The organism is Ruegeria sp. CE9 (assembly GCF_056537425.1).
In genome coordinates this window covers 61534-67781 of record NZ_JBQFRO010000016.1, presented here as the reverse complement: position 1 = coordinate 67781, position 6248 = coordinate 61534, and the positions used below count along the sequence as shown (strand labels likewise).

At 55.2% G+C, this 6248-nt stretch carries 6 protein-coding genes; 3 read left to right on the top strand and 3 right to left on the bottom strand.

All coding sequences use genetic code 11. The annotated features are described in order from the left end of the window. Positions 1 to 2 precede the first annotated feature (2 nt). Positions 3 to 188: a hypothetical protein gene (locus tag ACR0B3_RS22285; protein ID WP_480810993.1), complete on the bottom strand. Its 186-nt coding sequence runs from the start codon at positions 186 to 188 to the stop codon at positions 3 to 5. A gap of 416 nt (positions 189 to 604) precedes the next feature. Here ACR0B3_RS22285 and ACR0B3_RS22280 point away from each other — a divergent pair, with 416 nt between their 5' ends. The 3 genes from ACR0B3_RS22280 to ACR0B3_RS22270 all read left to right on the top strand — a co-directional run bounded on the left by ACR0B3_RS22280 (position 605) and on the right by ACR0B3_RS22270 (position 4312). Further along, positions 605 to 1660, top strand: coding sequence for a sugar ABC transporter substrate-binding protein (locus ACR0B3_RS22280; RefSeq protein WP_480810992.1), 1056 nt, complete (start codon positions 605 to 607; stop codon positions 1658 to 1660). A gap of 67 nt (positions 1661 to 1727) precedes the next feature. Beyond that, entirely contained in the window at positions 1728 to 3299 is a 1572-nt protein-coding gene (locus tag ACR0B3_RS22275; RefSeq protein WP_480810991.1) for a sugar ABC transporter ATP-binding protein, read from the top strand. Between the two features lie 20 nt (positions 3300 to 3319). Continuing rightward, positions 3320 to 4312: an ABC transporter permease gene (locus ACR0B3_RS22270; protein WP_480810990.1), complete on the top strand. Its 993-nt coding sequence runs from the start codon at positions 3320 to 3322 to the stop codon at positions 4310 to 4312. 82 nt (positions 4313 to 4394) lie between these two features. On the opposite strand, the gene ACR0B3_RS22265 is transcribed toward ACR0B3_RS22270, so the two are convergent. Then, positions 4395 to 5087: an SDR family NAD(P)-dependent oxidoreductase gene (locus ACR0B3_RS22265; RefSeq protein WP_480810989.1), complete on the bottom strand. Its 693-nt coding sequence runs from the start codon at positions 5085 to 5087 to the stop codon at positions 4395 to 4397. 63 nt (positions 5088 to 5150) lie between these two features. Then, positions 5151 to 6245 (bottom strand): NAD(P)-dependent alcohol dehydrogenase, encoded by a 1095-nt coding sequence (locus ACR0B3_RS22260; RefSeq protein WP_480810988.1) that lies wholly within the window; start codon positions 6243 to 6245, stop codon positions 5151 to 5153. Between the last annotated feature and the right edge of the window lie 3 nt (positions 6246 to 6248).

Sequence of the window (6248 nt, the reverse complement as noted above, 5' to 3'; positions counted from 1 at the left end):
CCTTAAATGAGATCGTCACGACCTGCTCCTGTCATGTCCCAGCATGCGTTAACAGAACTGCGTTCGATCTGACAGGTGGGGACGAGTTCGCGACAGAACCCCAATGCAAGCACGGCGACGGGCGGGGCTGAGAAGTTTCCCTGAGCAGCTTCTTTCAGGATCACTTCGCCCAACTTTAGATCAGACACCGCCCAATTTAGCCGTTCATTTTTCTGTTGAAGCCGCTTCACTTCAATCAATTTAGCTAAGCCCATTCTGCAATAATTTATTCGTCAGCGGTAATAGGTTTGTTCAACAACGCCGACGCGACAGATCGCATTCAAACGGGACATACCTTACTCCATCAGCACCTCAACTTGCCGTAATTTCAAAACTAATTCTTCCGGCTTCGGTCGCTTGTTTCTTATTTCTCGTCCTCCGTTTCCTGAATTTAAAGGTAGACCAGTTCTGTGGGGCAGGGCAGAAATTTTATTTGCAAGTGATCTGGAAAGATGTATTAATCCCAAAATATAAAACAATATGACTATCCGATCACCAATGACTCGCGCGCAGGAGGAGTCACGCGCGCCGTGCCAGAAACGATCGATCCAACGGAGGAGAAAAGATGAAATTCACAAAACTAGCTCTTGCAAGTGTGGCAGCAATGCTTTGCACCAATGCCAACGCAGAGATGCTATCCGTTAGCGGAGGCGCTAATCTGGACGTCGGCTTGGACGACCCCGTTGTCGTTCCTGACGGTCAGCCATTGCGTGTTGCGATGTTCATGGCGACGCAATCCAACGTTTATACTCAGGCGATGACCGACGAAGCCTTGAAGACAGCCGAACGGGACGGGTTCGAGCTGGAGATCTTTGATGCGCAGTTCGACACGCAGACCCAGATGAACCAACTGGAAAACGCCTTGGCTAGTGGTCGGTTTGACGCTTGGTACGTTGCCCCAGTGGATGGCGCACTGATGTGCAACATCATCACCAAGGACGCACCGTCCGAGAATATTCTTGTCGCGATTTCCAACATCGCCATTTGTGGGCGCGACCATGAGCCGTTCGCCAACAACTGGGAGCCTGGCATCCTGAGCTATGTGGGCGCCGGCGACACACCGGATTACGTAAACGGATGGATCGACGCGATTGTCGAGGCGCGCGGAGATCAAGAAACGCGTGCGATTGTCGTCAAAGGCTTTGCAGGTCTTTCGCTTACAACAAACACCGAGCGTAAGTTGGCCGAGGTTCAGGAGCAGCATCCGAATTTCAAAGTTGTGGGTGAGACTTTTGGCGACTTCACGGCGGCAACCGCGCAGGCGAGCGTTGATACGCTGCTTTTGGCGCATCCGGATGCAAACGTCATCATCACGGTGTATTCGGACATGACTCTGGGTGCGATCAACGCACTTGAAGATAGCGACCGGCTGGATAGCGTTGATGTATATGATCTCGGGGCGGGTGCGGACTCTATCCCTCTTATCGAAGCCGGACATATTGATGGGTCCACTCCTTTCTCGCCACGGTCGCATGTTCGCGAGTCCCTGGGTGCCATTGTCGGCGCATGGCGTGATGGACAGGTTCCGCCGCGCACAATTGAAGCTTTGGTAGAAGGAACAGCTGCTAAGCCGCATCTCGTCACGCGAGAGAATGTCGGCGACTACACTCCTGAGTACTAAGACCGATCACGTGCCGCCGGGTCAAAAGCCCGGCGGTATTCTTGGTCAGAAAACATCGGAGCAAAAGATGAGCGACGCATCAGTTCCACCTGCATTGAGTTTCAGTGGTGTCACCAAACGCTGGGGGAACATAACGGCCTTAAATGACATCTCCTACGATGTGCGACAGGGAACAATCCATGCGCTCATAGGCGAAAACGGAGCAGGAAAATCGACTTGTTTGGGTATCACCAGTGGCCGAATTTCGCAGACATCAGGTGACGTCAAAGTGAACGGTCAGCCAGCTGCGACTGGCGACCCGCGAGGTATGCGCCTGATGGGTGTCGCGACGATCTATCAAGAGCTGACGATCGCTCCGAACCTGACGCCAACGCAGAACGTGTTCCTGGGCAAGTTCAAATCCAAGTTCGGCGGCGTTCTGGATTCGCGCGCAATGCGCAAGGAATACGAAAGGCTCGCCGAAGAAATTGGCGTAGACGTTCAACCCGAAGTTCCCTGCAGCCAGCTTTCTGTCGCAGAACAACAAATGCTCGAGATTGCCCGTGGGCTTGCCAGTGGTGCGCGCGTTCTTTTGTTTGACGAGCCGACCGCCGCGCTGGCCCGCTCGGAACGTGAAGCTTTCCTTCGCCTTGCAAAGAGGCTCCGCAGTGAAGGGTACACAATTGTCTTTGTCAGCCACAACTTGGACGAAGTGCTGGAAATCTCGGACCGGATCACCGTGTTCCGTGAGGGGCAGATGGTCGCCGACATGGATCGGTCCGAAGTTACAAAACACGATCTGGTTGTGCATATGCTGGGCGAAGACAAGTCTTCGCACGTAATCGAGGACGCGATCGAGGGTCATGGGCACCTGGTGGACCGCGAGTTCGGTGAAGACGTCCTGACCGTCGAAAACGTGCGCTTGCCCGGACAACTCAGCGACATCTCACTGAACGTCAGGGCAGGTGAGATACTTGGAATAGGAGGGCTTGTGGGATCAGGCAGGACCGAACTGCTGCGCTGTATGTTCGGGCTCGAGCCGCGCAGTTCAGGAGTTATGCGGATTAAGGGCGAAACCGTTCGTTGGCCTTCGTCCGTGCAAGAGGCGCTGAAGTACCGCATTTCTCTGTTGCCCGAAGACCGCAAGCACGAAGGGATCATTCCACTGGTGTCATCAGCAGAAAATGTTGGCTTGGGTCGGCTAAAGGTCTTGTGCGGGTCTTGGATCGTTACCCTGCGCAAGATGCTAAATAAAGCTGCAGAGCCGGCAACAAACTACGGCTTCAATATGAGCAGGCTAAGTCAGCCTGCAGGAAAGCTTTCCGGAGGAAATCAGCAAAAGCTGTTGCTGGCGCGATCAACGCTGATCGAGCCGCTGATTTTTCTGGCGGACGAACCGACGCGAGGCATTGATATCGGGGCAAAGGCCGAGATCATGGCCTCACTGCGGGCACTGACCGACAAAGGATGTGCGGTCATCGTCGTTTCATCGGAGTTGGACGAAGTTGTCGCCATCAGCGACCGCGTCGTTGTTTTGCATGACGGCCACAAAGCCGGAGAAATTGACGGCACAAAAACACCGCTTTCCATCGCCGGAATTCTGAAAATGGCATTTGGCGTTGAGGAAGAAAATAACACCGCGCAGCCACAACAAGGCTGAAATCACGAAGGGGAGTAAGAATGACGCAGGCTTCGCTGAAATCTGGTGACGAAATTGCCCGGAAGTCGTTTGACGAAAAAATCTGGGACTTTGTTGCCGTCTATGGAATTGCAGTCATTTTGCTGTTGGTTGTCGCGATGGCAGCTTCGGTGAACCAGAACTTTTTCGGATTTGCCAACATACGCAATATTTTCTCGCAAAATGCCGCGATAGCCTTGGTGGCAATCGGGGCGACATTTGTCTTGATCGGGGGTGGGTTTGACCTCTCGGCAGGCGCGATGTTTGCGCTGGGATCGGTGACCTATGCACTGCTTGCGGTCAACGGTGTTCCCTTGGTACCGGCAGTTATTGTCACCCTGTTTGCAGGACTTGTTTTGGGCGTTTGCAATGGGCTTTTGGTGAACGTCTTAGGGGTCAATCCGTTGGTCGCGACGCTCGGGAGTTCATCAATGATCACCGGCTTGGCGTTTATCCTGTCAGACTCGGCCCCAATCATGGCGCGCGGTATCGAAGGCTTTGACCTTCTGGGTCGCGGACGTTTGGGTGGGATAACCTACTCGACCTACCTCATGGTCTTCATGTTCTTTGCGATGTCCTTCGTTCTGCACAGCACGACATTCGGTCGCAATGTGTTTGCCATTGGCGGCAACCGCGAGGCGGCACGCCTGGCGGGCGTGCGGACGTCGCTCATTTCGATCTCGACCTATGCTTTGAGTGGCGTATTCGCAATTCTCGGCGGGATCGTAATTGCGTCACGTGCAAGCGTGGGTCAGGCTAATGTCGGTGGTGACATCACATTGACCGCGATCACGATGGTGATCCTTGGCGGTACGACACTGCTGGGGGGTGAAGGGGCGATTTGGCGTACATTCGTCGGCGTCATGATCCTTGCTACCCTGAGGAACATGTTTGACACATTGTCGCTTTCCAACGCGGCACAGCTTTTTGCGCAGGGTGCGATTCTGGTTTCGGCCGTTGCACTGGACGCATTTGTCAGAAGTCGCAGAAGCTAATGGCAGCAAACGACAAACAACTAAGGGGCACCCAACTGGTGCCACTTTTTGTTTTGCGTGGTTCCCCGGTGATAGACGTCCGTTACCAGTCGATTGGTTCGCCGTCGCGGAAGAACCCTCCGGTCGGTCCGTTGCGGGGCAGGGTGGCGGCCCAAACGACACCGCGTGCGCCATCTGGTATCGGGCGCCCACCACCGCCCATATCGGTTGCGACCCAGCCTGGGCAAACTGCGTTGACCAGTATCTGATCGCGCCGCAGCTCATCCGCAAGTTTGAGGGTCAGCGCATTCAGCGCGGCTTTGGAAACTCCGTACCCCGGGAATCCACCGCCCATCCCGGAAAGGGACCCACCACCGGACGACACATTTACTATCCTCGCCTGATCGCTTTTCTTCAGTAGCGGAACTGACTGAATGACAACGCTCCATGCCCCAAACAGATTGGTGGCAAAGCAGGACCGCACGCGGTTCAGGTCGGCGTTGTATGCGCGCTGATCCGTGTCATAATCTGTCCCGGCATTATTGACCACTACATCCAGCTGCTGGTCGCGTGCTGCAATCTCAGCCAGCGCCCGAGCGACGGATACGTCATCGGATACATCCAATTCCAGCGCTTGCGTGCCATGCCCGATCTGGGCTGCGGCCTGCTGTCCTGCGCCGAGATGCCGAGATCCCACATAGACCTTCATTCCGTGGTCTCGGGCAAGCTGGAGGGCGGTTTCCCGCCCAATGCCTCGGTTTGCACCTGTGACAAGGGCAACGCGCTTCGATGTCATTGGCTCACGTCCTCAAAGTTCGACACGTATTGCTGCTCCAAAAAGTCGTACGGGGCAGGGCTATCAGAACCGTAGAACAGCCTTGATGCAATCGCCATTCTTGGTGTCGTCGAAGGCCTGGTTTATCTCGTCGAACGCATATTCGGTGATCAATCGCCCGACCGGCAGCAGGCCTTCCATGTATAGATCGATCAGGCGTGGAATGAATGTGTGCCCATTACCGTCGCCCATGTTGATGCCCTGGACTTTGCGGCCACCAAACAGAAGGTGATTTGCGTCAAAGGTCAGCTCGGTCCCAAGCGGCGATCCGGCGAGAACCCCTAGACACCCGCCAACCCCGGTGCTTTCCAAGGCCGCCCGGACAACATGGGGGTTTCCGGTCGTGTCCAATGCAAAGGTCGCACCGCCCTTGGTTACATCTCGAACAGACTCGGCAATGGTCTTCAAATCACCGGAAAACGCATAGGTTGCGCCCAATTCTTTTGCCAGTTCGCGACGGTCTTCGTTCAGATCAACGGCAACAATCGGATGGCACGCCATGAGCTTTGCCCCGATGATCGCGGACAGCCCGACAGAGCCCGCGCCAAATACCACGATGCTATCCCCGGGCTTGGGATGAAAGCTGTTCATGATGGCGCCCAGTCCCGTGCGGAAGCCGCACCCAAAAGGTCCCATCAGGTGCAGCGGGGCATCTTTGCGTATTTTGATCGTGTTCTTTGTGGTCGTCACCGCGTGGGTCGAAAACGAGCTTTGCCCGTCAAAATGTGACTGAATCGGATGCCCGCATTGTGAATAGGCCGAACCGCCACCCGGACGGCCACCAAAATTGGCCTCATATATGTTTTCGCAAAGATAGTGTTGCCCATCCAGACAATGATTGCAGTGCCCGCAATACATAACCGAAAGCACCACGTGATCTCCGGGCTGGATACGATCAACTTTTTCCCCCACGGCCTCGACCACACCCGCCCCTTCGTGCCCAAGAACACAGGGGCGGGCGAAAGGGTAAGTGCCATTTCGAAAGAGCTCATCCGTATGGCAGACACCCGCGCCAACCATACGCACCAAAAGTTCATCGGCGCGAAGCTCTCCGATCTTGATGGGTTCGATCGAAAACACGTCTGTGCCGTCGCGGAGAATTGCAGCTCTTGCGGTCATGGC